General features: G+C 61.0%; 19 protein-coding genes and 2 pseudogenes. 17 read left to right on the forward strand and 4 right to left on the reverse strand.

The genetic code is table 11. The annotated features are described in order from the left end of the window. From LKD23_RS05130 to LKD23_RS12960, 10 genes and pseudogenes are all read left to right on the forward strand, one after another. Nucleotides 1–520, forward strand: a pseudogene (locus LKD23_RS05130) (hypothetical protein); the annotation flags it as partial. A 76-nt stretch (nucleotides 521–596) separates the two neighbouring features. Further along, nucleotides 597–1,960 (forward strand): annotated as a pseudogene (locus tag LKD23_RS05135) (virulence-associated E family protein). Between the two features lie 212 nt (nucleotides 1,961–2,172). Beyond that, on the forward strand, nucleotides 2,173–2,460 hold the full coding sequence (locus tag LKD23_RS05140; protein ID WP_349138462.1) for an excisionase: 288 nt from the start codon (nucleotides 2,173–2,175) through the stop codon (nucleotides 2,458–2,460). A gap of 127 nt (nucleotides 2,461–2,587) precedes the next feature. After that, nucleotides 2,588–3,742 (forward strand): site-specific integrase, encoded by a 1,155-nt coding sequence (locus tag LKD23_RS05145; protein WP_207698196.1) that lies wholly within the window; start codon nucleotides 2,588–2,590, stop codon nucleotides 3,740–3,742. A 341-nt stretch (nucleotides 3,743–4,083) separates the two neighbouring features. Next, nucleotides 4,084–5,682, forward strand: a complete 1,599-nt coding sequence (locus tag LKD23_RS05150; RefSeq protein ID WP_227620727.1) for a peptidoglycan D,D-transpeptidase FtsI family protein — start codon at nucleotides 4,084–4,086, stop codon at nucleotides 5,680–5,682. A 101-nt stretch (nucleotides 5,683–5,783) separates the two neighbouring features. Next, the gene (gene secG, locus LKD23_RS05155) at nucleotides 5,784–6,032 is read left to right on the forward strand and encodes a preprotein translocase subunit SecG (RefSeq protein ID WP_227620728.1); all 249 of its coding nucleotides are present in this window, start codon (nucleotides 5,784–5,786) and stop codon (nucleotides 6,030–6,032) included. Nucleotides 6,033–6,150: 118 nt separating this feature from the next. Next, nucleotides 6,151–8,271, forward strand: coding sequence for a ribonuclease R (gene rnr, locus LKD23_RS05160; RefSeq protein ID WP_227620729.1), 2,121 nt, complete (start codon nucleotides 6,151–6,153; stop codon nucleotides 8,269–8,271). A 12-nt stretch (nucleotides 8,272–8,283) separates the two neighbouring features. Beyond that, nucleotides 8,284–8,766: a GNAT family N-acetyltransferase gene (locus tag LKD23_RS05165; RefSeq protein WP_227620730.1), complete on the forward strand. Its 483-nt coding sequence runs from the start codon at nucleotides 8,284–8,286 to the stop codon at nucleotides 8,764–8,766. Between the two features lie 185 nt (nucleotides 8,767–8,951). Next, nucleotides 8,952–10,724: an oleate hydratase gene (locus LKD23_RS05170; RefSeq protein ID WP_227620731.1), complete on the forward strand. Its 1,773-nt coding sequence runs from the start codon at nucleotides 8,952–8,954 to the stop codon at nucleotides 10,722–10,724. Between the two features lie 268 nt (nucleotides 10,725–10,992). Continuing rightward, complete coding sequence (locus LKD23_RS12960) at nucleotides 10,993–12,756, forward strand: bifunctional metallophosphatase/5'-nucleotidase (RefSeq protein WP_227620732.1); 1,764 nt, start codon at nucleotides 10,993–10,995, stop codon at nucleotides 12,754–12,756. 317 nt (nucleotides 12,757–13,073) lie between these two features. On the opposite strand, the gene LKD23_RS05180 is transcribed toward LKD23_RS12960, so the two are convergent. Next, on the reverse strand, nucleotides 13,074–14,237 hold the full coding sequence (locus tag LKD23_RS05180; RefSeq protein WP_227620733.1) for a cation:proton antiporter: 1,164 nt from the start codon (nucleotides 14,235–14,237) through the stop codon (nucleotides 13,074–13,076). 376 nt (nucleotides 14,238–14,613) lie between these two features. On the opposite strand from LKD23_RS05180, the gene rpsF reads away from it, so the two are divergent. Genes rpsF through rpsR form a run of 3 tightly spaced genes read left to right on the forward strand, consistent with a single transcriptional unit; the run spans nucleotide 14,614 to nucleotide 15,719 of the window. Then, nucleotides 14,614–14,898: a 30S ribosomal protein S6 gene (gene rpsF, locus LKD23_RS05185; RefSeq protein ID WP_015563883.1), complete on the forward strand. Its 285-nt coding sequence runs from the start codon at nucleotides 14,614–14,616 to the stop codon at nucleotides 14,896–14,898. A gap of 30 nt (nucleotides 14,899–14,928) precedes the next feature. Beyond that, nucleotides 14,929–15,414 (forward strand): single-stranded DNA-binding protein, encoded by a 486-nt coding sequence (locus LKD23_RS05190; RefSeq protein ID WP_227620734.1) that lies wholly within the window; start codon nucleotides 14,929–14,931, stop codon nucleotides 15,412–15,414. A 47-nt stretch (nucleotides 15,415–15,461) separates the two neighbouring features. After that, a complete protein-coding gene (gene rpsR, locus LKD23_RS05195; protein WP_227620735.1) occupies nucleotides 15,462–15,719 on the forward strand; it encodes a 30S ribosomal protein S18 in 258 nt (85 codons plus the stop codon). 455 nt (nucleotides 15,720–16,174) lie between these two features. On the opposite strand, the gene LKD23_RS05200 is transcribed toward rpsR, so the two are convergent. Next, nucleotides 16,175–17,050, reverse strand: a complete 876-nt coding sequence (locus LKD23_RS05200; RefSeq protein WP_227620736.1) for a UTP--glucose-1-phosphate uridylyltransferase — start codon at nucleotides 17,048–17,050, stop codon at nucleotides 16,175–16,177. Between the two features lie 43 nt (nucleotides 17,051–17,093). Beyond that, nucleotides 17,094–18,056 carry an RING finger protein gene (locus tag LKD23_RS05205; RefSeq protein ID WP_227620737.1) on the reverse strand — a complete coding sequence of 321 codons (963 nt, stop codon included), beginning with the start codon at nucleotides 18,054–18,056 and terminating at the stop codon, nucleotides 17,094–17,096. Nucleotides 18,057–18,491: 435 nt separating this feature from the next. Here LKD23_RS05205 and prfB point away from each other — a divergent pair, with 435 nt between their 5' ends. Next, nucleotides 18,492–19,613 carry a peptide chain release factor 2 gene (gene prfB, locus LKD23_RS05210; protein WP_227620738.1) on the forward strand — a complete coding sequence of 374 codons (1,122 nt, stop codon included), beginning with the start codon at nucleotides 18,492–18,494 and terminating at the stop codon, nucleotides 19,611–19,613. Nucleotides 19,614–19,795: 182 nt separating this feature from the next. Here the strand turns inward: prfB and LKD23_RS05215 are convergent, their stop codons facing one another. After that, nucleotides 19,796–20,362 carry a DUF1836 domain-containing protein gene (locus tag LKD23_RS05215; RefSeq protein ID WP_227620739.1) on the reverse strand — a complete coding sequence of 189 codons (567 nt, stop codon included), beginning with the start codon at nucleotides 20,360–20,362 and terminating at the stop codon, nucleotides 19,796–19,798. A 140-nt stretch (nucleotides 20,363–20,502) separates the two neighbouring features. Here LKD23_RS05215 and LKD23_RS05220 point away from each other — a divergent pair, with 140 nt between their 5' ends. From LKD23_RS05220 to LKD23_RS05230, 3 genes are all read left to right on the forward strand, one after another. Next, nucleotides 20,503–21,339, forward strand: a complete 837-nt coding sequence (locus tag LKD23_RS05220) for a DegV family protein (protein ID WP_227620740.1) — start codon at nucleotides 20,503–20,505, stop codon at nucleotides 21,337–21,339. Between the two features lie 277 nt (nucleotides 21,340–21,616). Continuing rightward, the gene (cls, locus tag LKD23_RS05225) at nucleotides 21,617–23,155 is read left to right on the forward strand and encodes a cardiolipin synthase (RefSeq protein ID WP_227620741.1); all 1,539 of its coding nucleotides are present in this window, start codon (nucleotides 21,617–21,619) and stop codon (nucleotides 23,153–23,155) included. Between the two features lie 1,234 nt (nucleotides 23,156–24,389). After that, the gene (locus tag LKD23_RS05230) at nucleotides 24,390–25,811 is read left to right on the forward strand and encodes an AAA family ATPase (protein ID WP_227620742.1); all 1,422 of its coding nucleotides are present in this window, start codon (nucleotides 24,390–24,392) and stop codon (nucleotides 25,809–25,811) included. Nucleotides 25,812–25,855 lie beyond the last annotated feature (44 nt).

Below are 25,855 nucleotides of genomic sequence, written 5' to 3' on the forward strand. Positions count from 1 at the left end.
GTACGGCAACCGCAAATATCTGGAAAAACAGGATTTCATTCTTGCCAAGCAGAAGGAGCGGCTTGCCGCCCAGCAGAGCAAGCTGGACGAGTTGACCCTGAAAGTTTCGGATATGGAGACCCTGCTGGAAAATGTTTCGGCTGCGGCCTATGACAAGGCGGTGGAGGTCGTGACGGACGTGGTACGCACCGAGACCCGCAAGGAAGATATGCGGATGATCGAGGACACGAAGAAGTGGGTGCTGTCCTCGGAACGCAAGGCTCCGCAGGCCACGAGAGAGTATGCAGCCCACCGTTTGGACGGCGTGCTGGACAAGTTTCTCAAGACCATGCAGACCACTACTGCACGTCTGCAAGAGAAGCTGCTGAAAACGGAAGCCCGGCAGAAGGGCAAGGAACAGGTCAAGGAGAAAGCACGGAATTCCGTTCTGCAACTACTGAACCGCTTGCAGGCAGAACAGGCGCAGCGGAATCCATCTGCACTTTCAACTGCGGAAAAGTCAGAAAATCGTTTTCAATAATAGTACGAGGTGATGTTTATTGAACAAAGAAGTCAACGAAGAACGTGCTCCCAGAACCGTTGAGGATGTGAAGGAGATGCTGGCAAAGCACTCTAACGGTGAAATCCAGCGGACGATCCAAAACTGCATCACGATTTTGCAGAACGACCATGTGCTGGCCGATGCCATCCGGCTGAACCTTTTGAGTGAACGCATTGACATTGTAAAGCCTGTGGGCTGGCCCCGCTCCGGCAAGACCCTGAACGACACCGACATGAAGTATATTCTGCGCCGGATGGAGAAATACGGCATCTCCAGCGAAAAGAAGATCGAATCCGCCATCCGCATCGTTGCCAACGAGAACCGCTATCATCCCATCCGGGATTACCTGAACGGCCTGAAATGGGATGGAACAGAACGGATAGCTCACGTCCTGCACCACTTTCTCGGTGCTGCGGAGGACGAATACACTTGCGAAGCCATGAAGATCTTCCTGCTGGGAGCCATCAAGCGGGTGTTCCAGCCGGGATGTAAATTTGAAACCATGCTCTGTCTGGTGGGCGGGCAAGGGTGCGGGTCGCCAGTGGCGACCTCAAAATGCTGCAGGCATTTTGAAGCACCGACCGAGCCGACAGGCGAGACCCGGGGAAGTCCACCTTTTTCCGGCTGCTGGCAGTCAAGGACGAGTGGTTCTCGGATGACCTGCGGCGGCTGGACGATGACAATGTGTACCGCAAGCTGCAAGGCCACTGGATCATTGAAATGTCTGAGATGATCGCCACCGCCAATGCCAAGAGTATCGAGGAGATCAAGAGCTTTCTCAGCAAGCAGAAGGAAACCTATAAAGTCCCCTACGAGACTCATCCTGCCGACCGTCTGCGTCAGTGCGTCTTTGCTGGCACGACCAACCGGCAGGATTTTTTGCCCCGTGACCGCACGGGCAACCGCCGCTTTATCCCTGTCCCAGTGGATGCGGAACTGGCCGAAGTGCACATTCTGGACGATGAAACCGAATCCCGCACCTATATCGACCAGCTTTGGGCGGAAGCCATGACCATCTACAACAGCGGCAACTATAAGCTGGCGTTCAGCCCTGCCATGCAGGAAACGCTGCAAGCCCACCAGCAGGACTTCATGCAGGAGGATGCGCAGGCTGGCATGATCTACGCCTTTTTGGAGGACTACACGGGTAACCGGGTGTGTTCCAAGCAGCTCTATGCGGAAGCGCTGGGCAACACGAACATCCCGGCTGAGTGGGAGACCCGCGCTATCTGCGAGATCATGAACACAGGCATTTCGCGCGGCGACATCCAAGGCTGGCAGGCTCACAAGACCGCCAAGCGTTACCCGAAGTACGGCGTTCAGAAAGGCTGGGAGCGCGTAACCAGCCCCGAAACCGGGGCTGAAGATTTCTCCGAAATAACGGATGCGGAAGCCAAGCAGCTGGGCTTTCCCTTCTGATGGACAGCGGTTAGACGGTCAGTTACAGGTTTGGTTACGCTGCAGTTACAGCGCAAAAACCGCATGATTGCTGCGTTTTCCGCTTTCTGTAACCATGTAACCTTAAAAAGATAAGAAAAAGTATAAAGTCCACCGAATGTCCTGCGTACAGAAAAAGAGAGTTTTCCTGCCCGGTTACAGGCGTTCGGTTACAAGGAATTGGAGGTCTGCCTATGAAGGAAGTTCGCGTTTGCGAAGCAATGAAGTCCCCGGTGGAGACTTCAAGCGACGGAACGGTCTTGCATCAGCAAGATGGAGGGACCAAGTCCCGACAAGTTCCGATTTGGGAAAAGAGCAATTTAACGCTGGAGGAAGCTGCGGCTTACTCCGGCATTGGCATCAACAAACTGCGTGAAATTACGAATGGAGATAAATGCAAATTCGTCCTTTGGGTGGGAAACAAGCGTCTGATTAAACGTCGCCTGTTCGATTGCTTTGTCGAGCAAGCATATTCTATTTGAGAGGCTGCCAAAGGCTGCAAATGTGAAACCGTCCTTTTCTCATTCGCTGCGGGTGGAAATCGCATGGTTGATGTGTTATACTGACACTGACCTTATAGATGCGCTTTTCACAGAAAGGAGTTTCTAAATGTCTGAAAAGCGCAAAGATAGCAAGGGCCGTGTTTTGAAGGATGGCGAAAGCCAGAGAGCAAACGGCACCTACGACTATCGTTATACCGATATCCACAAGAAACGGCGTTGTATTTACGCTAAATCCCTGACAGAGCTGCGGAAAAAAGAGGAAGAACTGTGGCGCGATCTGGCAGACGGCATCGACTACGCCGCCGGAGAGATGACGGTGGCTGATCTGGTTGACCGCTATATGAACCTGAAACGTGGGTTGAAACCCAATTCACTTCGGTCGTACAACACAGCGGTCAAGCGGATTCATGCGGACCCTTTCGGGCAAAAAGCCATCAAAACGGTAAAATTGTCCGATGCGAAAGGCTGGTTCGTGTTTCTGCATGACAGCGGTTTCAAGCAAAACACCATAGGAATCCTGCAAAGCGTTGTCAGACCGGCGTTTGAGATGGCGGTAGAGGATGACATCATCCGCAAGAATCCATTCAAGTTCAAGCTGTCGGACGTTGTGCCAAAGGACGCTTATGTGCGCAATGCCCTGACCAGAGAACAGCAGGAGAAATATCTGCAATTCGTTCAAGACTATGGCGGCAACTATTATGATGATATCGTCATTCTTATGGGAACCGGCTTGCGTGTGAGCGAGCTGTACGGCCTGACACGAGCAGATATCGACTTTGAGCGGCACTGCATCCATGTGCGGCGGCAGCTTTGTCGGACGGCTGAAAAGCCCTACTTTGTCACACCGCCGAAAACAAAAAGCGGCATCCGCAATGTTCCCATGACAGATACTGTTTGTGCAGCGTTGCGGCGTGTAGTAAAAGCCAGAGCATCCACAAAGGTGGAAGCGCTGGTAGATGGTTGCAGCGGATTTCTCTTTCTGGACAAGTCCGGGATGCCGAAGGTGGCAATGCACTTGGAAAACTATATGCGTGGCGTGCAGGGAAAGTTTGAGAAGGCGTACGGCAAACCTGTTCCGCGCATTACACCTCATGTGCTGCGACACACCTTCTGCACCAATGTTCAGCAGGCCGGGCTGGATGTAAAAAGCCTGCAATACCTGATGGGACACTCCAATGCCAGTGTGACATTGGATGTCTACACGCACAGCAGCTTTGAATCGGTTGAAAGAGCCTTTGAACAGATCGCCGGCAACCTGTGATTTTCGACGCATGAAGCGGAATTGCTTACGCCGAAACTTACGCCAAAACTTACGCCAATCACCCGGTAAGTGGCGTAGATTTGCGTAGAAAAGCGTGAATCGTGCAAAAACGGAGAATCTGGAAAAATCGGCTTGTGGCCTTGATAATTCTACAAAAGTCTACGTTTCCCGATATTCGTGATTCGACTCCAAAAGTGTGGTTTGGAAGGGCGGCATGTACTAAGCCGCAGCCCCATCCCATCCCGATGTCTTTTGAGGCAGGGTCTCTTCGGAGGCCCTGCCTCTTTTGCGTAACGGCTCCTTTTTCTGCCCATACTACGGGGCAGGGAAGGGGGCTTTTTATGTCGGGCCGGAGGGTGCTTGCGCTGTATGGGGCGCTTCTGCTGGGGTTTGCGGCGGTGGTCTGCCGGTTGTACTGGCTCTGCTCGAACACCGGATACGCAGCGCGGGCATCGGCGCAGAGCGAGGCCGTCCTGCGCCTGCCTGCGGCGCGGGGGAACTTCTACGACTGCGACGGCCTGCCGCTGACGGGGCTTTCGGAGCAGTGGCTGGCCCTCTGCTTCCCGGGGGAGGGCAGTTATGCGCGGCTCTACCCCTACGCGGACGCCGACGGACAGGCGGTGCTCTACCGGGAGCGGAACGCCTCCCGGCCCTTCCTGCTGGAGGTGGCGCAGGATGTGAGGGTGCTGGGCGTGCGGTGCTATGCTGTGCCCCGGCGGTACGCCGCCGCCCCGCTGGCGGAGCATCTCATCGGCTATCTGGACGGCGAGGGCCGCGGCGCGGCGGGCCTCGAAGCGGCGCTGGATGACATCCTTTCCACCGGCGGGCAGGACATCCTCCGGTGCGCGGTCACGGCGCAGGGGCGTTTGCGGCGGGGCAGTGAGCCGGTGCTGGAAAAGGCATCCGCCGCCGCGCAGGGGGTGCGGCTGACCCTCTCCCGCAGCATCCAGCGGGCCGCAGAGGGGGTGGCGGCAGAGAGCATGGCCGCCGGGTGCATCCTGATCCTAGAGGCCGGCAGCGGCAAGGTGAGGGCCTGCGTCAGCCGGCCCGGCTTCGACCCGGCCCATGTGGGCGAGAGCCTGACGGCCCCGGACAGCCCGCTCCTGAACCGCGCCCTCTCGGCCTATGCGGTCGGCTCGGTGTTCAAGCCGGTGGTGGCGGCTGCGGCGCTGGAAGCCGGGGAGGGGGACTTCGTCCGGGACTGCCCGGGGTACGACAGCTTGAACGGACAGGTCTACCGCTGCGCCGGAAGCGTGCCCCACGGCCTTGTGGGGCTGGGCGGCGCGCTGGAAAAGAGCTGCAATGGCTACTTCATCGAGCTGGGGCGGCGTCTCGGGCCGGAGCGGGTCCGGCAGATGGCGGCGGCGCTGGGCTTCGGGAAGGGGCAGGACATCGCGGCGGGGCTGCGGGCCTCGGCGGGCGTCCTGCCCGAGGCGGAGACGCTGGAAAACGAGGGGCAGTTCGCCAACTTCTGCTTCGGGCAGGGGGAGCTTCTGGCGACGCCTTTACAGGCGGCGGGGATGATGAACGCCATCGCGGCGGGCGGCGTCTACCGCAGCCCCCTTTTCGTGGAGTGCGTCGTGGACGAGGCCACCGGCGAGGAGCTTGCGCCGCTGGCCCACGGCTCGGCCCGGCGGGTGTTTTCCGAAGAGATGGCAAAGAGACTGCAAGGCCTGCTGGCGGGCGTCGTGGCGGAGGGGACGGGCCAGCAGGCGGCCCCTGCGGAGGGCACTGCCGCCGGAAAGACCGGTACGGCCCAGACCGGACAGTTCCGGGAGGGCGAGGAGCTGAAAAATTACTGGTTCGCGGGCTTTTACCCGGCGGACAGGCCCCGCTGGACCATCGTGGTGATGCAGGACGCCCAGACCGAGCCGGAGGTGTCCAGCGCCGCGGTCTTTGCCCGCCTGTGCGACGCACTGGCGGCGGGAGAGGACGGGTAGTTTTGCGTTTTTGCTTGCTTTTTTGGCCGGGGTATGTTACTATATACTTGTATCTGTATGTTTGTATCCCAAAATTGATAATAAAAGGAGCGTTTTCATCCATGGCAGTCAATGAAATCGTCGGCGGCGTTATCCTGCTCGTCGTCTCGGTCGCCATCTTTGCCCTTACCCTGATGCAGCACACCCACGGTCAGGGTCTGTCCGGTGCCATCAACGGCAGCGCTTACGGCGCAAACAACACCCGTCTGACCCCTGCGGATCAGATGCTGGCGAAAGTGACCCGCATCGCCGGTGTCGTCTTCTTTGTGGTGGCCATTCTGGCCTGCGTGTTCGCAAGCCGTCTGGCCTGAGTACGCGCCCGCAGCCCCGTGATGAAAGCGGGGCTGTTTTTCTGTTTGTATGGATAAGAGGGAAGAGCCGCGCCCCGGTGGGAGGGCGGGCCAAGGTAGTTAAGGAGAAAGAAAATCTATGTCAATGCGCGATAAGATCGAACACGCGATCCAGAACCAGCCCTGCACCGTCAAGGAGCTGAAGCAGAAGTTCGGCGGCGAGCGCGGCGCAGACCGCAAGGTGATGGAGGCTCTGGACGAGCTGGTGCGGGAGGCCGTCGTCTGCCAGCGTCAGGGCGTGTTCTTCACCGTCCGCTCCGGCCGTGCCGACAAGGCTCTGCTGTGCAAGGTGGTCAAGCTGGGCAAGAACTTTGCCTTCGTCATGCTGGAGGACGGCACCAGCGACATCTTCATCCCCGGCCGCTTCACCAAGGGCGCCATGCCCGGCGATGAGGTGCTGGTGGAGAAGTTCGAGCATCCCCGCATGGAGGGCAGCGACGAGGGCACCATCCTCGCCGTCCTGACCGAGAAGAACGATCTGGTGGGCACGGTGCGTCGGGTCGAGGGCCGTCTGCGCTTCGTGCCCGACGACTGCCCGGCCATCACCATGCCGCTGGCCCGGGACTGCGAGGGCGGCGCAAAGGACGGCGACAAGGTGGCCGTCGAGATCCTGAACCGCGGCAACCGGCAGGAGGATCACCGGGTGGGCGTCGCTATGCGCTTCGGCAGCTCCGACGAGGCCAAGCGCTGCGCCAAGGCCCTGCTCTACGCCAAGGACATCCGCACCCGCTTCCCGGATAAGGTCCGGGAGGAGGCCAAGAAGTTCGAGGGGGCAGAGATCTCCGAGAAGGACTGCGAGGGCCGGATGGACCTGCGCGCCCTGCCCATCTTCACCATCGACAGCGCCGAGACCAAGGACATCGACGACGCCGTCAGCCTGACCCGCACCTCTGACGGCGGCTTCGAGCTGGGCGTCCACATCGCCGACGTCTCCAACTACGTCAAGCCCGGCACCGAGCTGGACAACGAGGCCTTCAGCCGCGCCACCAGCGTCTACTACGCCGATCAGGTGGTGCCCATGCTGCCCAAGGCCCTGTCCAACGGCATCTGCAGCCTGAACGAGAACGAGCTGCGTCTGGCCTTCTCTTGCCTGATGCGTCTGGACAAGGACGGCAACCTGACCGACTACCGCTTCGTCAAGTCCATTATCCGCAGCCGGGTCAAGGGCGTCTACGCCGAGATCAACGCCCTGCTGGCCGGGACGGCGGACGCCGAGATCAAGGCAAAGTATGCTGACGTCATCGACCAGCTCCCCGCCATGAAGGAGCTGTACGGCCACCGCGCCCGCCTGCGGAAGGAGCGGGGCTGCATGGACATCGAGAGCGGCGAGGTCAAGCTCATCCTCGACGAGAACGGCCGCTGCATCGACGTCAAGAAGCGCACCTCCGGCGAGAGCGAGAGCATGATCGAGGAGTTCATGCTGCTGGCCAACCAGTGCGCTGCCCACTTTGCCCGGGTCAAGCAGATCCCCTTCGTCTACCGCGTCCACGAGGAGCCGAACGCCGAGAAGCTGGAGCGTCTCCACGCCCTGCTGCAGGCCTGCGGCATCAACGACCACTTCGCCAAGGAGGTGCCCACGCCCAAGGAGCTGAGCGCCATCCTCGAGGGGGTGCGGGGCACGCCGTATGAGCAGATCATCAACACCGGGATGCTGCGCTGTATGTCCAAGGCCCTCTACGAGGAGAAGCCCAAGGGCCACTACGGTCTGGTGCTGAAGGATTACGCCCACTTCACCAGCCCCATCCGCCGCTACCCCGACCTCGCCATCCACCGCATCATGACCGACCTGCTCAAGGGCACCGAGAAGGAGACCATGATCCTCCGCTACACCGACTTTGCAGAGCGCGCCTCCAAGCAGTCCAGCGAGCGGGAGGTCGTCGCCATGCAGATCGAGCGGAAGGCCGAGGACTGCTACAAGGCCGAGTATGCCCGCCGTCATCTGGGCGAGTGCTACGAGGGCACCATCTCCGGCGTGACCCAGCGCGGCCTCTTCATCGAGCTGGACAACGGCGTGGAGGGCTTCGTGCCCGCTTCCAGCCTGACCCCCTCCGGCACCAGCCTCACCGAGGGCGTCCGTCTGACCGACCCCGCCTCCGGCAAGAGCTGGAGCCTCGGCGACAAGATGATGATCACCATCGTCCGCGCCGACGTCAATCTGGGCAAGATCGACTTCGAGGTCGCCCCTGCCGCCAAGAACTGAGGAGGGGAAAACATGAGCATCCGTCATGCAGTCCCCGCCGATGTGGACACGCTGGCCGACATCGAAGCGGCATCCTATCCGCCCGCCGAGGGGGCGTCCCGGCAGAGCATCGCCGGGCGGGTGGCCGTCTACCCGGACCATTTCTGGCTGCTGGAGGAGGACGGCGGGGTGAAAGCCTTCGTCAACGGCCTCGTCACTGACCAGCCCGACCTCACCGATGCGATGTACGACGACCCCCATCTCCACACGCCGGAGGGCAGCTGGCAGATGATCTTCAGCGTCGTCACCGCCCCGGCCCACCGCCGGGAGGGCTGTGCGTCCCGTGTTTTGCGGCAGGTCTGTGCCGACGCAAAGGACGCTGGCCGCAGGGGCGTCGTGCTCACCTGCAAGGAGAGGCTCATCGGCTTCTACGCCCGGTTCGGCTTCGTGGACGAGGGCGTGTCCGCCTCCACCCACGGCGACGTCGTCTGGCATCAGATGCGCCTGACCTTCTGAACCTGTTTCTGTTCCGCCCCCGGTGCGCTGGGGGCGGATTTTTTTATGCAAACGGGGCGGTTTGCTGAAAAGTGCGTCAACTGGATGGTTTTGCTTGTTGTCTGCGGCGGGTGCGCAGGGTATACTGTTGCCATAAGGACGGCACAGAGATGTCGAAAAAGCGACCGAAACAGGGAGGTTTCTCTATGTACTATTCCAGTGGCAACTATGAGGCTTTTGCAACGCCGAAAAAGCCGGAGGGCGTCGATCACAAATCGGCCTATCTCATCGGCTCCGGTCTGGCGGCCCTGACGGCGGCCTGCTATCTGGTGCGGGACGGCCAGATGAAAGGCGGGCGTGTGCATGTGTTCGAGAAGGACCCCATCCCCGGCGGGGCCTGCGACGGCTATAAGTACGACGTGGGCTATGTGATGCGGGGCGGCCGCGAGATGGACAACCATTTTGAGGTCATGTGGGACCTGCTGCGCTCCATCCCTTCGCTGGAGACCGAGGGGGCCAGCGTGCTGGACGAGTATTACTGGCTGAACAAGGCCGACCCCAACTACTCCCTCTGCCGCGCGACGGTCAACCGCGGCGAGGACGCCCACACCGACGGCAAGTTCGGCCTGTCCGATAAAGGCGCCATGGAGATCATGAAGCTCTTCTTCACGCCCGACGAGGCGCTGGAGGATAAGAAGATCACCGATTACTTCGATGACGAGGTGCTTGGCTCCAACTTCTGGCTCTACTGGCGGACCATGTTCGCCTTCGAGAACTGGCACAGCGCCCTCGAGATGAAGCTCTACCTCAAGCGCTTTATCCACCACATCGGCGGCCTGCCCGACTTTACCGCCCTCCGTTTTACCCGCTACAACCAGTATGAGTCCATCATCCTGCCCATGGTGGCCTACCTGAAGGATCACGGCGTCCAGTTCCACTACGACACCAAGGTGGTGGACGTCCAGTTCAGCCTTGAGCCGGGCAGGAAGCAGGCTGTGGGCGTTACAGTGGACCACAAGGGCGAGGTGACGACCATCGGCCTGACCGAGAACGACCTGCTCTTTATCACCAACGGCGGCTGCGTGGAGAGCTGCACCGTGGGTGCACAAAACAAGGCGGCAGGCTTCGACCCCGCCATCCGGCCGGGCAACGGCTGGGATCTGTGGAAGAGGATCGCGGCGCAGGACCCCGCCTTCGGACACCCGGAAAAGTTCTGCTCGGAGCCGGAGCGGAGCAACTGGGAGAGCGCCACCATCACCACGCTGGATGAGAAGATCCCGCAGTATATCCAGAAGATCTGCAAGCGCGACCCCTTCAGCGGCCGCACCGTCACCGGCGGCATCGTCACCGTGAAGGACTCCAGCTGGCTGTTGAGCTGGACCCTCAACCGCCAGCAGCAGTTCCGCGACCAGCCCCGGAACCAGCTCTGCGTCTGGGTCTACGGCCTGTTCAGCGACAAGCCCGGTGACTACGTCAGGAAGCCCATGCGGGACTGCACCGGCCGGGAGATCTGCATGGAGTGGCTGTATCATCTGGGCGTGCCGGTGGAGGACATCGCCTCGATGGCCGAGAACAGCGCCAACACCGTGCCGGTGATGATGCCCTATATCGACGCCTTTTTCATGCCCCGGGCCAAGGGCGACCGCCCCGACATCGTGCCCGAGGGGGCAGTGAACTTCGCCTTCCTCGGCCAGTTCGCCGAGACGGCCCGGGACACCATCTTCACCACCGAATACTCCATGCGCACCGGCATGGAGGCCGTGTACACCCTGCTGGACATCGACCGGGGCGTGCCGGAGGTCTGGGGCAGCACCTACGACGTCCGCGCCCTGCTCGACGCAGCGGTCAAGCTGCGGGACGGCAGGAAGCTCACGGACATGGAGCTGCCCCTTATGGGCCGCATCGCCCTGAAGGAAGCGCTGAAAAAGATCGAGGGCACCGACCTCGAAAAGCTCCTGCGCCGCTACAACGCCATCTGAGCACGGCTCATTTTCAGAACGATATTCCTCCCGAACACAGAAGACCGGATGCTGCACGCCTGAGGCAGGAAGCAGCGCCCGGTCTTTTGTGCTGATTTGCGCGAGATTTCATAAAAAGTCGTACCCATAAAGGAGATTATTGTACAGGATGACCAGATTTGGGCTTGCCCTTTCGGCGGTTCTGTGGTAAGCTTAGAGCAAAGAGTGCGGCACGGCAGAAGAGAGGCTGTGCCGCTAAAGGTCCGGAACATAAAGGAGGTCATTTCTCGTGAAACACTTTATTTCTCGCCGCAATTTCCTGAAGGCCGCCGGTGTCACCGCCGCTGCCTCGGCCATGGCCGCTGCCGTCCCGCAGGCTTCCGCCGGCTGGCTGACGGGCAAGGACGCCGCCGTCACCATCCTGTACACCAACGACGTACACACCTACATTGATAACAAGTCCCCCAAGCTGACCTATGCCGCCATCGCCGCCCTGAAGCAGGGCTATGTCGATGAGGGCAAGCCCGTCCTGCTGGTGGACGCAGGCGACCACATTCAGGGCACCGCCTACGGCTCGATGGACGACGGCGCGACCATCATCGAGCTGATGAACGAGGCGGGCTACGATGTGGCCACGCTGGGCAACCACGAGTTCGACTACGGCATGGCCCGCGCCAAGGCCGTCATCAAGGAAGCGGACTTCCCCTATGTCTCCTGCAACTGGGTGGACCTGCGCACCGGTCTGCGCGTCCTGCCCGCCGTCAAGCTGTTCCCCGCAGGCGGCAAGTGGATCGCATTCGTGGGCATCACCACCCCCGAGTCCTTCACCAAATCCACCCCGGCCTACTTCATGAACGCCAAGCAGACCAAGTACATCTACGACATTCTGGGCGGTGACGACGGCAGAAAGCTGTACGACGCCGTGCAGAAGGGCATCGACAAGGCCAAGGCACTGGGCGCAGACGTCATCATCGGTCTGGGCCATCTGGGCGTTGACCCCTCCTCCTCTCCGTGGACCAGCGAAGAGGTCATCGCCAACACCACCGGCTTCGACGCCTTCATCGACGGCCACTCCCACACCGTTATGGAGAACAAGCAGGTCTACGACGCCGCCGGTAAGGCCGTCACCCTGACCCAGACCGGCTCCTACCTCGCCAACGTCGGCAAGATGACCCTCGCCGAGGACGGCACCATCACCACCGAGCTGATCTCCACCGCAGACGTCTCCGACGCCGCCGTGGCCGCTACCGCCGCAACGTGGATCAAGGAAGTGGACGAGATGCTGGGCGAGCAGATCGCCGTCACCGACATCAACTTCTACATCAGCGACCCCGCCACCGGCAAGCGCCGCATCCGCTCGGGCGAGACCAACCTCGGCGACTTTGTGGCCGACGGCATCTACACCTACTTCAACGAGATCGAGCAGCTGGACTGCGACATCGCCATGATGAACGGCGGCGGCATCCGCACCGACGTGAGCGCGGGCGCATGGTCCTTCAAGACCTGCAAGCAGATCAGCCCCTTTGGCAACGTGGCCTGCCTGATGGCCGTCACCGGCCAGCAGATCCAGGATGCGCTGGAGTTCGGTGCCCGCTTCGTCGGCCCGGAGGGCAAGGAGAACGGCGGCTTCCTGCACGTCGCCGGTGCGACCTATGAGATCCACACCGACATCCCCAACACCGTCCGCACCGACGACAAGAACGTCTGGCAGGGCAGCGCCACCGGCACGCCCCGCGTCCAGAACGTGCGCATCTACGACCGAAAGACCGGCACCTATGAGCCGCTGGACCTGAACCGCACCTACGCGCTGGCCGGTATGAACTACACCCTGCGCAATCTGGGCGACGGCTTCGCCATGTTCGACGGCGCAGAGCTGATCAAGGACTATGTCGCGGAGGACTACCTCGTCATGTCCACCTACGCCATGATCTTTGACGGCGCGACCGAGGGTATGCCGGTTCTGGCAAGCGCCAACAGCCCGCTGGCAAGCTACCCCGGCTACCTGCTGGATTATGAGGATCCGCATGGCGCAGGACGCATTCAGGTGGTCTGAGGGGTTTAGAGCGCTTTCCCGGCAGTAGCCCTCTCCGTCATTGCTTCGCAATGCCACCTCTCCCATGGGGAGAGGCACTGGCGTGCCGGTCAGGCCCACGCGGGACGAGCAAAGCTTACTCTATCCGAAAACAGTAGTGCCCTGCTACAGAGGGCAGCAGCTTCTAGACAAGAGAACTTTGTCAAGCTGCTGTGAATCTCTGTAGCAGGGCACTATATTTTATGCCATATTGAGCTTTCAGCGGTCAGCGGAAAGCGGCCCGACACGCCTGAGAGGGCAAGGCCGCTGACGGGGAGTGGCTTTCCTCCTGCGGCGACTTAACCCTTCGCAAACAACCCCTTCAGCACCAGAGGGGTGATGATGGAGGACGCGACGATAAGGAGGATGACTGCCGTGAAGAAGACGGAGTCCACCACCCCCACGCCGAGGCCCTTCTGGGCCACGATGAGGGCCACCTCGCCGCGGGTCATCATGCCGACGCCTACCTTGAGGGAGTCCGGCCAGCTGAAGCGGCAGACTTTCGCGGCGAGGCCGCAGCCGATGATCTTGGTGATGAGGGCCACCACCACGAAGCAGACGCTGAAGAGCAGGATGGTGGGGGTGAGGCCGCTGATGTCGGTCTTGAGGCCGATGCTGGCGAAGAAGACGGGGGAGAAGAGGGTGTAGCTGCTGATGTCCACCCGGCGCTCGATGTAGGACGCATCCTCAAGGGAGCAGAGCACGATGCCCGCGATGTAAGCGCCCGTGATGTCGGCGATGCCGAAATACTGCTCGGCGATGTAGGCCATCGCAAAGCAGAAGGCAAGGCTGACGATGGTGATGCGCTGGGTGTGGGGGTTGCGATGGTCCAGCCAGAGCATGGCCTTGTGGATGATGAGGCCGATGACGATGGCGGCCGCGAAGAAGAGGATGGTGTCCATCAGCACCTCCACGAGGCTGGTGTCCGAGCCGCCGCTGGCACCCAGCACGCAGGTGAGCACCACGATGCCGATGACGTCATCAATGACGGCGGCGCTGACGATGGTGGTGCCGAGGAAGCTCTTGAGCTTGCCCAGCTCCTGCAGGGTGGCCACGGTGATGGAGACGCTGGTGGCCGTCATGATGGTGCCGATGAAGAGGGCACGGTAGAACTCGGTGCTGCCCACCGCCGCAAAGCCGTAGAAGAGGCTGTAGAGCAGGGTGCCGCCCGCCAGAGGCACCGCCACGCCCACGCAGGCGATGAGGGTGGCGATGGGGCCAGCCCGCATCAGCTCCTGCAGGTTGGTGCCGAGGCCGGTGTTGAACATCAGCAGCACGACGCCGATCTCGGCGAAGATGGCGATGGAGTCGCTGGGCTGGACGAGATTCAGCAGACAGGGGCCGATGACGAGGCCCGCGATGATCTCGCCCACCACCTGCGGTGCCCGGCATTTGCGGGCCAGCAGCGCAAAGAACTTGGCGCTGATGAGGATGATGGCGAGGTTCCTGAATATGGAATACATAGATGATCCTTCCTTTGACGTTAGCAATCGTCCCGCTCCCCGAAGAAGCCCTGCCCCGCGCAGGCGGGCGGAAGGGGAGAAGAACACTTTTTATTATAGTCCTCCTCTCGCCGGAATGTAAAGGAAAACCGCCTCAGAAACGGCCAAAAATATCATGTAAAGAAGGTATGACAGGCATACTGGAAAACCATAAAGAGAATGGCAGGGCAGAGCGCGAAAAAAATCGCGCAGAAAAGCTTGACAATTTTCGCTGGGCTTGCTATAATAAGTTGCTGTCTGAACAGACACGCCGCACAGCCTGCGCGACGCCGCGCGGTCTGTGTACCCTTGGCCTCATAACCTTGAGGCCCTTAAGTCCAAAAGGAGGTGCTACAAAATGGCAAAGTACGAAACCATGCTGATTACCAGCGCTGCTCTCGACGAGGAGGCTTCTTCCGCCCTCATCGGCAAGTTCAAGTCCCTGATCGAGGCAAACGGTACCATCGATTCCATCGATGAGTGGGGCAAGCGCCGTCTGGCCTACCCCATCAACGATGAGGAGGAGGGCGTCTACACCGTGATCAACTTCACCGCCGATCCCAGCTTCCCCGCTGAGCTTGACCGTGTGTACAAGATCACTGAGGGCGTTATGCGCAGCCTGATCGTTGCCCACGAGGAGTAATCTTTTCGTGACGAAAAAGGAGTCCGTGTTATGTTGAATGTTGTAGCGATCATGGGCCGCCTTGTGGCGGATCCCGAGCTTCGCACCACCCAGAACGGCACCAATGTGTGCAGCTTCCGCATTGCGTGCGACCGCAACTTTGCCCGTCAGGGCGAGCAGCGTCAGGCCGATTTCATCGACATCGTCGCATGGCGCCAGCAGGCAGAGTTCGTCTCCAAGTATTTCCAGAAGGGCAGTCTGATCGCCATCGAAGGCAGTCTCCAGACCCGCCAGTATCAGGACAAGAACGGGAACAACCGCACGGCTGTGGAGGTCGTGGCAAACAACATCAGCTTCGCAGGCCCCAAGAACTCGAATGGCAGCAATCAGGGCGGCAGCAGCTATCAGAATGCTGCGCCGTCCTACCAGAACGCAGCGCCTGCCCGCCCGGCTGCTGTGGAGGCAGCTCCCAGCTACTCCGCCGGAAACGCAGACGACTTCGCCGTCATCGACGACAGCGACGACCTGCCGTTCTGATCCCGAACCGGTGTGAACCGTAAAAATCCAACAGGAGGTAATAAGCAATGGCTTTTGAAAGAACCGAAGGCTCTCGCCCCGCGCGCCCCATCCGCCGCGGCCGCAAGAAGGTTTGCAGCTTCTGTGTCGATCGCATCGACACCATCGATTACAAGGACGTGCCCCGTCTGCGTAAGTACGTTTCTGAGCGTGCAAAGATCATCCCCCGCCGTGTGACCGGCACCTGCGCTTTCCATCAGCGCGCCCTGACCGTGGCCATCAAGCGTGCTCGTCACGTTGCCCTGATGCCCTACGTCAGCGACTAATCTGAACTTATCAACCCAATCAAAATAATCAGCGATCAGCAAAGCGCCCCCGCCGATGACAAGGCAGGGGCGCTTTTTTTGCGGGGCGGCTTGACTTTTCCGCAGAATCGCATATAATAAAGATGTAAAGGTAATTGTAGAGCGATCCATTTCGTCTCACAAAGAAGAAAGAACCCCCTCGGAGCTGGTTCCTCCAAGGGGGTCCTTCTTTTGTTAGTGCTTACGGCCCGAGAACCATCCGTCAAGCCACTTGCAGATGTAGTAAGATGCTACATTCGCTGCGACGGACAGCATAAAGGTAATAAGAATATCCATTTCGCCTCACCCCCTTCCCAATAAAATGGGCGGAGTCAGACCGCAAGACTATTATAACATACGATATGACAAAAAGATACAGCAAAAAAGCGTCCGGCACCTCGTGTGAGATGCCGGACGCTTTCGCTTTCTTTGGTCGCTTACAGCGTCTTGCAGAACTCCTTCAGGTAGGCGCGGAAGGCCTCACCGATCTCGGGGTGCTGCAGGGCCAGCTCCACCTGCGCCTCCACGACCTTGAGCTTGTTGCCCATGTCGTAGTGCTTGCCGGTGAACTCCACCGCCGTCATGCCGCCGTGGCTGCGGGCATACTCGGCCATGGCGTCGGTCAGCTGGATCTCGCCGCCTGCGCCGGGCTTGGTCTGGGCGAGGATGTCGTAGATCTCGGGCGTCAGCAGGACGCGGCCAAGGATGGAGTAGTTGCTGAACTCCTGCCCCTTCTTGGGCTTCTCGATCATGTCGTCCACGAAGAAGTAGTTGTCGTGGATGGGGGTGGTCTTGAGGCTGCAATAGCGGCTCACGTCGGCCCATGGCACGGCAGACACGCCCGCGACCGGGCGGCCGAACTCCTCGTAGGCGCGGATGAGCTGGGCGCAGACCGGGTCCTCGCCCCAGATGACGTCGTCACCGTAGATGACCACGAAGGGGTCGTCGCCGGTGAAGGGCTTGGCCATGCTGACGGCGTGGCCGAGGCCGAGGGTCTGGTGCTGGCGGACGAAGAAGATGTTGGCCAGATTCGAGATGCCGAGGCACTCCTCCAGCATCTTCTCTTTGCCGGGGACGGCCAGCTTTGCTTCCAGCTCGGGGCTGCGGTCGAAGTGGTCCTGAATGATGCCCTGATTCCGGCTCACGATGATGAGGATGTCGGTGATGCCGGAGCGGACGGCCTCCTCCACCAGATACTGGATGGCGGGCTTGTCCACGAGGGGGAGCATCCCCTTGGGCATGGCCTTGGTGGCGGGCAGGACGCGGGTGCCGAGGCCCGCAGCGGGGATGACTGCCTTGGTGACTTTTTTCATGATTCAAACTCCTTCACGATAATAGTTTTACAGCTGGGTGCGATCAGCCGTAAAAAGCGTTGAGCAGGGCCTGCAGGTCGGGGCCGAGCAGCAGGGTAAAGAGGCTGCCGCCGAGGGTCAGGAGCAGGATGCAGAGAAAGACCGCCCCGAAGCTGACGCCGCCCTGTGCGCGGAGGACAGCCTGCCGCTGGCGGGCGTCGGGGAACTCGGACTGGATGCGGCGGATGCGGCTGGCCGCGCTGCGGCGGTAGAGCCATTTGCCGTACATCCCCCGCACCAGCATCAGCAGGAAGCTGAGAAGGGAGCAGACCCGGGCAAGGACCGTCAGGGCCGAGGCGCTGAGGGCCGGGGCGAAGCTGCTGCCCGAGAGCTGGAGCATCTCGATGAAGGTGGGGGCCGCCAGCAGCATCTCGGCGGCAAGGAAGCCGAAGGCCGGCTTCCACGCCTTGCGGTAGAAGAAATAGAACGGCCCGAACAGCAGCGCCGAGAAGCTCATGGAGATCTTGCTCTTTTGCAGCTGCATCCGGCTGTAGGCCGCCAGATAGGCGGGGGCGGCGGGGCCGATGTAGTCCAGCCAGTCCTGCCGGGCGATGCCGTCCATCCGGGCCTCTTTGCCGAAGGCCTCCTCGAAGAACTCCTTCTCGGGGTCGGCTGCGCCGCCGAACTGGCGGTACATCCGGGAGTAGTCGAAGCTGTCCTCCGTGGTGTCGGAGACAGGGGACGGCTCCTGCTCCTCGGGGGGGAGCACTGCGCCGCAGCAGCGGCATTTTTCTGCATCCCGCAGGGTGCGCTCGCCGCAGGCCGGGCAGGTGCGGAGCTGGCTCTCCTCGTAGGGGAACTTCCACTCGTAACCGGCGGCATGGGCGGGGCGGTGGATGCACTGGCCCAGCTTCTCATAGCAGGTGCGGTGATAGGGCGCGCCGCAGTCGGGGCAGACCACGATGTCATCCTGAAGGGTGAGCGGCTCGCCGCAGCCCTCACACGGACAGCCATAGTATTTTGGCATAACATCCTCCAATGATTATGGTAGTTATCAGTATTATACACTCAAAAGAGAGAAAAGAAAAGCCAGAAATCTTCAAATTTCCAGCACGATGGCATTTTTTCCTCTTTACTTTATCATGGATTCTGGGTATACTAATGAAGTATCTGTGTATAAACTGTATCTTTTGGGAGCGCCCCCGCCGGAAAGCCTCTCCCTTTGGGAGAGGTGGCATTGCGGAGCAATGACGGAGAGGGCAAGCCCGGCAGGACAGAGCTGCCATGCAGCGATAAGCAGGCCCTCTGTCAGAGCGATGCTGTTGCCGCGCCTGCAAGTCCGCGTCGGCGTCCTTGCCCTCTCAGTCACCTTCGGTGACAGCTCCCCCAAAGGGGGAGCCTTTGACGGAGAGAGCTACTGCCAGAGATGCTCCCAAAAGATTGAGACGAGAGGAATAAAACGATGATCACCACGGACGAACTGAAAGTACAGCTGGCCGACTACGGCAAGGCTGTGAAAGACCTGGAAGAGGCGCTGGCCATCGACGCCTCCCGCAAGCGCGTGCAGGAGCTGGAGCACACCATGTCCCGCCCCGGCTTCTACGACGACGCGGAGCTGAGCAAGAAAGTCTTCGACGAGGTCGGCGACCTGAAGGGCAAGCTGAACCGCTTTGAGAAGCTGCAGGGCCTCTACGACGACGCCGAGACCATGCTGGTCATGCTGGACGAGGAGTACGACCCCGAGATGGTGCCCGAGGCCGAGGAGGCCGTCAACGCAGTGGGCAAGGCGGTGGACGAGCTGCAGCTGATGACCATGCTGAACGGCGAGTACGACCACAGCAACGCCATCCTGACCTTCCACGCCGGTACCGGCGGCACCGAGGCGCAGGACTGGGCCGAGATGCTCTACCGGATGTACAACAAGTGGGCGCAGGCCCACGGCATGACCGTGGAGGTGCTGGACTATCAGGACGGCGACGAGGCCGGCATGAAGAGCGCTTCCATGATGGTCAAGGGCGCCAACGCCTACGGCCTGCTCAAGAGCGAGAACGGCGTCCACCGTCTGGTGCGCGTCTCGCCCTTCGACGCCAACGCCCGCCGTCAGACCAGCTTTGCCTCGCTGGAGGTCATGCCCGAGCTGGACAACACCATTCAGGTGGACATCCGCCCCGAGGACATCGAGATGCAGGTCTACCGCTCCTCCGGCGCAGGCGGCCAGCACATCAACAAGACCTCCTCCGCCGTCCGACTCATCCATAAGCCCACCGGCATCGTGGTCAGCTGCCAGACCCAGCGCAGCCAGTTCCAGAACCGCGACTACGCTATGGAGATGCTGAAGGCAAAGCTCTACCAGATCGCCAAGCAGCAGCATATGGACAAGATCGACGACATCAAGGGCGTCCAGAACGAGATCGCATGGGGCCACCAGATCCGCTCCTACGTCTTTATGCCCTACACCATGGTCAAGGACCACCGCACCAACTACGAGACCGGCAACGTGGACGCTGTCATGGACGGCGACCTCGACGGCTTCATCTTCGCCTACCTCAAGGCCGCCAGCCGTGGGGAGCTGCAGGAGGCGTAAGGTCTAAGGACTGGATAAAACAGAAGCACCCATCCTTTCCCGTGAAACGGGAGGGTGGGTGCTTTTTTGCTGAATAACCTCTCCGTCACGGCTGACCGTGAGCCGGAGCGAAGATAACCTCTCCGTCATCGCTTGCGCGATGCCGCAACCCGGCCTTGGCGAGCGGAGCGAGACTGAGAGGGCTACTCCAGATCCCCCAGTATCCCCGGCCAGAGGGCCTGCTCCTGCCGCATGGCGACGAAGCAGCAGTCGAGGTACATTTTATTCACCGCCGCGACGATGGTGCCCCGCAGCAGCCGCTTTTCGTCGTTGGCGTCGGGGTCGAGGTCGCGGATGGAGGAGCTGGCCCCGAAGATGAAGGGCAGGCAGTTCTCCACCTCGTCGCAGAAGGAGTCGTAGGCCTCGGCGGCGGTGCAGTGGGCGCGCTGCATCCGGAACAGCATCTCGATGTTTTCCAGCGAGAGGACGTTCTTGGACAGCACGATGTAGAGGAGAGCGGCCAGCTGCTCGCGGGAATACTTCTTTTTGACGGGGTGGGAGATGACTCCTTTCTTGACATAATTGCTCACCATCGAGGGGGTAAGCTCCACCCCGGGGAAGCCCCGGAAGCAGCTGTTGACCAGCTGTACGGTCTGGTCGAGATAGAGGCCCACGGCGGGCAGCTCCCGATAGCGCGGGAGGCTGAAGCCGGCGGCGCAGGCCGTGACACGGCGTTTCATTTCCTGATCCATGCTGGTAGTATAGCGCATTTTCACCTCCGGGTCAACCGTTTATGAAGGACTTGTAAAGAATTTTACGAATCACTTGACAGGGTTTTGAAAAACTGATATAGTGGACTCATCGAACGTAAAAAATGCGGCGGACACCCGCCGGAATGGAGATAGATGAGATGAAACGAATCGTTGTGGACTCTTCTGCCAGCCTGTATCAGCTGGACGGCGTAGATTTTGCTACCGTCCCCCTCAAGATCGTGACCGACGAGCGGGAATATCTCGACGACGGCACGCTGGACGCCGTGGAGATGGCGACCACCCTGCGGACCTACAAGGGCAAGACCAGCACCTCCTGCCCCAACATCAGCGACTGGCTGGAGGCCTACGAGGGTGCGGACGAGGTCTACGCCATCACCATCACCGGCACCCTGTCGGGCAGCTGCAACGCCGCCCAGCTGGCCGCCGAGGAGTATCAGGCCGAGCACCCGGAGGCAAAGGTCTTTGTGCTGGACAGCCTCTCCGCAGGGCCGGAGCTGGTGCTGCTGGCCGAGCACATCCGCGACCTGCTGGCCGAGGGGATGGCGTTTGACGACGTCTGCGAGGAGATGCTGCGCTACCGCCGCCACACCCACCTGCTCTTCTCGCTGGAATCGCTGGCAAATCTGGCCCGCAATGGCCGGGTGAAGCCCGCCGTGGCCGCTGTGGCGCGGATGCTCAACATCCGGGTCATCGGCAAGGCCAGCGATGTGGGCGAGCTGGACGTTCTGTGCAAGACCCGGGGCGAGCACGGCGCACTGGAGCGCCTCGTGCTGGAGCTGAAGAGCCACGGCTACGCCCACGGCAAGGTGGTCATCGCCCACTGCGGCAACCCCGCCGCCGCCGAGCGCCTGATGCATATGGTAAAGGCGGTCTTTGAGGGGGCGCAGGTGCGCGTGACCGAGTGCGGCGGCCTGTGTAGCTACTACGCCGAGCTGGGCGGTCTCATGGTGGGCTTCGAGGACGCAGACGCCTGATATAAAGCCTCTCCCTTTGGGAGAGGTGGCATTGCAAAGCAATGACGGAGAGGGCAAGCCCGTCTCCCGAGAGCCGCCGCACAGCGATAAGCAGGCCCTCCGTCAGAGCGATACTATCGCCGCGCTTATGATTCTCCGTCAGCATCCTTGCCCTCTCAGGCGCTCTGCGCCAGCTCCCCCAAAGGGGGAGCCTTTGACGGTGCGCTTGAAATCTCCGCATCTCTGCGCTATACTATTCCCATAAAAATGCTGCCGCAGGGCAGCAGGGGAGGCGCAGATGTTCTTTCGGCTGCCGGTCGTCCGGTTCTTCAATCGTGTCATCAACAGGGCCATGGTCACAGTGGCCTTTGTTTTGCTGCAGATCGGCTGGCTGCTCTGGGCCTTCTTCTCCCTCACGGCCGGAAAGGTGTGGGTGAATGCGGGGCTGAACGTCCTCAGCCTCTTCATCACCCTCTACCTCGTGCGGAAGGACGAGAACAGCGACTACAAGATCATCTGGCTCGTCCTCATCGGGCTGATGCCCCTGCTGGGCGGGGCGCTCTATCTGGCCTTTGGCAACAAGGCCCCCGCCAAGCGGATGCGCCAGCGGATGCAGGCGGTGGAGCGCCAGCACACCGCCGACCTCGCCCAGCAGCCGGGCCAGACCGAGGCCCTCGACCCCGCCAGCCGGGGGCTGTGCCGCTATATCGCCGACTACGGCCCTTACCCCGCGTGGAAGGACACCACGGCGAAATACTACCCCTGCGGCGAGGAGATGTACCCCGACCTTCTGGCCGACCTCGAGAGGGCGGAGCGGTTCATCTTCCTGGAGTTCTTCATCGTCCGCACCGGCAGGATGTGGGGCGGGGTGGAGGACATCCTCGTCCGCAAGGCCGCCGAGGGGGTGGACGTCCGGCTCATCTACGACGATTTCGGCAGCCTCTTGGGCCTGCCGTCGGACTTCGTGGTGCGGATGGAGCGGGCGCACATCCGGTGCATCCCCTTCAACCCCGTGGTGCCGCTGGTGTCGCTGGTCATGAACCACCGCGACCACCGGAAGATCGTGGTGGTGGACGGCAGCGTGGCCTACACCGGGGGCATCAACCTCGCGGACGAGTATATCAACGCCGAGGAGCGGTTCGGCTACTGGAAGGACGCGGCCCTGCGCACCGAGGGCGCGGCGGTGTGGAACTTTACGGTGATGTTCCTCGAGCACTGGAACGCCTTCCGCCCCAGCGAGACGGACTACACCCCCTTCGCGCCCCGGCCCGAGGCCCTGCCCGACCGGTCGGACGGAGTGGTGCAGCCCTACGGCGACAGCCCCCTCGACGAGGAGGCGCTGGCCGAGACGGTCTATCTGAATATCATCCATCAGGCCCAGCGGTACGTCTATATCTACACCCCCTATTTCGCGGTGGGGGAGACCATGCTGGAGGCCCTCAAGTCGGCGGCCAAGCGGGGGGTGGACGTCCGGCTGGTGCTGCCCGGCATCCCGGACAAGAAGCTGGTCTACCGGCTCACCCGGTCGTACTATCTGCCCCTGCTGCGGGCCGGGGTGCGCATCTACGAGTTCAGCCCCGGCTTCCTCCACGCCAAGTGCTACGTCAGCGACGACCGCGCCGCCGTAGTGGGCAGCATCAACATGGACTACCGCAGCCTCTACCTCCACTTCGAGTGCGGGGCGCTGCTGCTCTACAACAGCCAGATCGCCGTCCTCCGGGACGACGTCCTCCGCACCCTGCCCGCCTGCCGCGAGGTGCATCTGGCCGACTGCCGCACCTCCCTCCCGGGCACGCTGCTGGATACCGTGCTGCGGCTGCTGAGTCCGCTGATGTAGCCCTCTCAGGAGCCTTGCGGTATGGCGAAAGCCTCTCCCTTTGGGAGAGGTGTCACCGAAGGTGACGGAGAGGGCAAGCTCGTCTCCCGAGAGCCGCTGCGCAGCGATAAGCAGGCCCTCCGTCAGAGCGATACTATCGCCGCGCTTATGATTCTCCGTCAGCATCCTTGCCCTCTCAGTCTCGCTCCGCTCGCCAGCTCCCCCAAAGGGGGAGCCTTTGGCAAACCGGTCAGCTCTGTAAACTTTCCGTGCAGCGCTTGACTTTTGCGGGGAATCGCATATAATAAAAACAGAAAGTGTAAAGATAGTCCATTGGCTTCACCCCCAATGGAAAAGCCCCCTCGGAGCTGCAACTCCAAGGGGGCTTTCCTTTTTAGGCTTTGCGGTTCTTGTCGTACTTGTCAAGCCATTTGCAAATGAAGTGAGACACAACATCTGCTGCGACAGATACTAAAAGTGTAATAAGATAGTCCATTGTTTCACCCCCTCCCGTAAAGGATTACGGGGTGAACCGCAACACCAGTATAACACACTTTTCGACGAAAAGGAACACGAACGAACACATTCCGCCTGCCCGCGGGCGAAAGCCTCTCCCTATGGGAGAGGTGGCATTGCGAAGCAATGACGGAGAGGGCTAGCCCGTCTCCCGAGAGCCGCCGCGCAGCGATAAGCAGGCCCTCCGTCAGAGCGATACTATCGCTGTGTTTGTGATTTTCCGGCAGCATCCTTGCCCTCTCAGGCGCTTCGCGCCAGCTCCCCCAAAGGGGGAGCCACTGGCAAGTCGGTCCGCTCTGTAAACTTTCCGTGCAGCGCTTGACTTTTGCGGAGAAGCGCATATACTAAAGATGACGGATGTGGAAATAAATACGTCATCAGGCAACACCAAAAGAAAAGACCCCCTCTCGGAGCTGCAATCTCCGAAAGGGGGTCCTTTTTAGTGCTTGCGGCCCTTCAGCCATCCGTCAAGCCACTTGCAGATGTAGTAAGACGCTACATTTGCTGCGACAGACAGCGCAAAAGTAAAAACAAACTCCATTGGGCAACACCTCCCCTCCGATTGAAGTCGGCGGGCAAGGCCGCAAGACCAGTATAATACACTTTTCGACGAAAAGGAACACAAACGAACCCCTCATCCCCACTTTTCCGTGCAAAAAAGCGCGGAAAGCTTTCCTTGACGGCACAACCTTTCGTGGTTATAATTGGAGCAACAAAACAACACGAAAGGAGCAATTCTATGCAGGAAAAAAAGACCGAGCGCGCCCCGGGCAGCTACGAGGACTTCGTGGCCTACCTCGGCACGGTGCGCACCGAGGAGGAGCTGTTCTCCCCGCTGACCTACTGGTTCGTGGGGCAGAACTGCCCCGAGGACGTCTGCTTCCGCCCCCAGCTGGTGGAGGCGCGGGCCAAGGAGCTGGGCTTCTGGCAGGGCCTCACCTTCAAAGTCGAGCACTGGATGACCACGAGCCGGGCCGAGGCGGAGGCCGCGGGCCGCGAGGCGTTCCAGAGCCGCATCGGCGAGGACTACGCCGCCTACCGCGAAAAGGCCGAGGCCGCCCGGGAGCGGGCGCGCCGCCGCCGCCTCTCTTCGCCCTTCCTCTACATCCCAAAGTGCCTCGACGACATCCCCGTCCGGGACGTGAGCTGGCTGGTGGAGGGGCTGCTGCCGCAGGGCGAGGTGTCCCTGCTGGGGGCCGACGGCGGCACCGGAAAGGGCATCTGGCAGGCCCAGCTGGTGGCCTACGTCACGGCGGGAAAGACCTCCGGCTTCTTCCCCCAGCCCCCCGGACAGACCGGCCGGGTGCTCATCTTCGCCGGGGAGGACGACCCCTCCAAGGTGCTCAAAGCCCGCCTGATGGCGGCGGGGGCCGACATGAGCCGGGTGATGGTGCAGACCAGCGACGCCTACTTCTCCCGCACCGGCAACCCCCTGTGCATCCCGGACAAGAGCTTCGCCAAGTACATCGAGAGCGCCGCCCCCGCCCTCGTCCTCATCGACCCGCTCCAGAGCTTTCTGCCTGCGGGGGTGGAGATGGTCAGCCGCAACCAGATGCGGGCCGCCCTGCTGCCCCTCAAGGCCCTCTGCGCGCGGCTGGGCTGCGCAGCCCTCATCGCCATGCACACCAACAAGCGCTCCAACGTCTCGGGCCGCGCCCGCCTCGCCGACAGCTCGGACATCTGGGACATCGCCCGCAGCGTCCTCATGATGGGCCGGGACAAGAACAGCGGCCAGCTCTACCTCAGCCACGAGAAGAGCAGCTACGCCGCCCCGGCCCGCACGGCTCTGCTCCACATCGAGCAGACGCAGGTGGAGGGCGTGACCACGGCGGTGGCCGTCTTTGACAGCCGCACCGACAAGAAGGACGCCGACTTCGTGGAGGAGCGCCGCGTCCGCGTCGCCCAGACCAAGGCCGACGCCGCCCAGGCCATCCTCGACGTGCTGGCCGAGGCAAAGCTGGGCAGTATGCCCAACACCCAGCTCCGGGCCGAGGTGGTCAAGGAGACGGGGTGCAGCGAGAAGACATACAATCGTGCTTATGGTGAGCTGGTGAAGAGCGGCGAAGTGGTCAAACGAGTCATCCGACAAAAGGATGGAACGAACTCGTGGTATTCTTTCTCATCATACTGTAGTAAATTAGATGACCAAGTTCCAATATAATAACGTATATAAGTAATATTTTTGATGTTGGCCAATGTGGCCAA

It is taken from the genome of Faecalibacterium butyricigenerans (genome assembly GCF_020687345.1).
GTDB classification, from domain to species: Bacteria; Bacillota; Clostridia; order Oscillospirales; family Ruminococcaceae; genus Faecalibacterium; species Faecalibacterium butyricigenerans.